Source organism: Kocuria sp. ZOR0020, assembly GCF_000800955.1.
GTDB classification, from domain to species: domain Bacteria; phylum Actinomycetota; class Actinomycetes; order Actinomycetales; family Micrococcaceae; genus Kocuria; species Kocuria subflava.
In genome coordinates this window covers 1-1,749 of sequence record NZ_JROX01000177.1, presented here as the reverse complement: position 1 = coordinate 1,749, position 1,749 = coordinate 1, and the positions used below count along the sequence as shown (strand labels likewise).

1 protein-coding gene is annotated in these 1,749 nt (G+C 64.6%); it reads right to left on the bottom strand.

The genetic code is table 11. The features are described from left to right. Window positions 1-19: 19 nt before the first annotated feature. Complete coding sequence (locus L979_RS10775; RefSeq protein WP_047692216.1) at window positions 20-1,654, bottom strand: IS1634 family transposase; 1,635 nt, start codon at window positions 1,652-1,654, stop codon at window positions 20-22. Window positions 1,655-1,749: the final 95 nt, after the last annotated feature.

Here is a 1,749-nt window from a genome sequence, read left to right as displayed (position 1 = left end):
CCTGAGTTGATGCATTTGCTTAGTGTCCCGGTTGCCCGGTGATCTGCTCGATGATCGTGGCGGCGTTCTCGGGGATCTGGGGCGGGATCAGCTGGGTGTGGTCGCCGGCTTGGAGCAGCGCGGACTGGATCGGACGCAGTGTGGTGATGATCCGTTTCAGGCTCAGCCCGGTCGTGTTCTGCATGAATCGTGCGATCGCCAGCGCAGTGAACACGATGGTGAGGTGGGCTTCGATCGAGTCGCGTTGGCGATGGAACATGGGTCTGGCCTGCAGGTCGCTCTTGCTCATACGGAACGACTGCTCGACCTGCCAGAGGTCGTGATAGCTCGAGAGCACCTCCGCGGGCGGCATGATGGTCGCGGAGATGTTGGTGACGTAGCCCTTCAGCCCGACCAGTCCTCGTGCTCGTTCGAGGGACGCCTCATCGAGGGCGCGGCCAGCGGCGGTGGTCTTGACGAACCTGGTCGACTTCACCGCCGCGTCCCCGTCGATTACGGCGCGGGCGCGGTTCTCCTGCGCGGTCAGCGTGTGCCCGTCCCTGGTGGCGCGCTTCTTCGAGAAGGCCCAGACCGCGCGCCAATGCCCGGGATGCTCTTCCGGGTCCCAGACCGGCTCCCGCCGTTGCCGCTTCCGTTCGGTCTTGGTGTTGCCGTGGCGGGGCGTGATGGTGTCGATCAGCTGCCCGTCCTCGAAGGCGGCTCCGTTCCAGTGGAAGTGATTCGCGAGGTCACCTGGGGCTTTGACCTGTCTCGAGCCGACGATGAACTTCAGATTCGCATCATCCAGAGCGGTCAGGTTGGCGGTGGAGAGCATCCCCGCATCAGCGACGACGACCATGTCCGCGAGGTTGTGGCGAGCCTGGAACTGCTTGATGATCGGCACGATCGTGCGGGTCTCAGCGTGGTTGCCCTCGAAGCATCCGATCTCCAGTGGGAAGCCGTTGCGGTCCACCAGCAACCCGACCACGATCTGCGGATCCACCCGGCGCTCCTTTGAGTAGCCAACCTTCCGCAGTCGATCCTCGTACTCCGCCTCGAAGTAGAGTGTCGTGACGTCGTAGAGGACCAGAGAGACATCACCGCTGGTGGCGGCGTGCTCGAAGCACTTCGTGGCGATTTGGTCGCGGTAGTGCCGGTCCTGGGCCTGGCGGAGGTGGCGATAGATCGTCGTGTGATGCGGTGGATCCACGCCCAACCCCTCGAGCACACGGATCGTATCGAGCTTCGACGTCGGTTCGACCAGGCGAGCGAGCACAACCTGCTCGAAGACCTCGTCGTCGACGATCCCGAAGCCCAGGCGCGAATACGCCACTCGCAGCGTGGACCAGAGCACGTCGCTGGTGGTCCCCACAACGCGAACACCGCTGGTCCCTCCAGCGGACGTGTCCGCTGGAGGCGGAGCATCCGGGACGAGCGCGGGCTGCCGCTGCGTGGGTCGGGCAAGCGCGGTATCGGCTTCGGGACCGATGTCCAGGTCGAGGGCTTCTTGCTCGCCCTGGAGAATCTCGCGGCCCCGCTGGACCAGCAGTGCGACCTCGACCGGGCTATGGCCAGAGCCAACGTGCTTGATGATCTCCAGCTTCCCGTGCCGCTTCTGGACGACCTGGACCGCAGTCGCTCCCGACCCAGTCCTCACCTTCCGCACGAACGCCACCCCGTTAGTATCCCGAATCAGCCACCTCGACCCACAAACTCCCAGGTCACAGAGTTTCGGCTGCTCCAGTGGCGTCACCGTGCATCAAGTCAGGC